This is a genomic window from Photobacterium sp. R1, assembly GCF_054600795.1.
The window spans coordinates 1-254 of the sequence record NZ_BAAHZP010000738.1 but is presented as its reverse complement, the minus strand read 5'-3'; the positions used below and the strand labels follow the sequence as shown (position 1 = coordinate 254).

At 52.4% G+C, this 254-nt stretch carries 1 protein-coding gene; it reads left to right on the top strand.

The features are described from left to right. Positions 1–131 (top strand): AbgT family transporter (locus tag ACYP03_RS27020; protein ID WP_459782812.1); only part of this gene is annotated, 131 nt, incomplete at its 5' end. Positions 132–254: the final 123 nt, after the last annotated feature.

The following is a 254-nucleotide window of genomic DNA, read 5'->3' as shown; positions in this document are numbered from 1 at the left end:
GTAAATATAAACCTGAACTGAAATTCGGGGATGTGATCAGCATGATGGTGCCTTACTCGGCGGCTTTCCTGGTGATGTGGACACTGGTGCTGGTGATTTTCTTTGCCTCTGGTCTGCCCCTGGGCTTCTGATCCGGCATAAGTGCTGGTCAGACACTACAGCGCCCGGTATCTGCCGGGCGCTGTGCTCTGGAATCTTTGTTCTTACTGACCTTGTCCCGCTTTATGCCATCGTTCCGGTTCAGTAGTGGATCA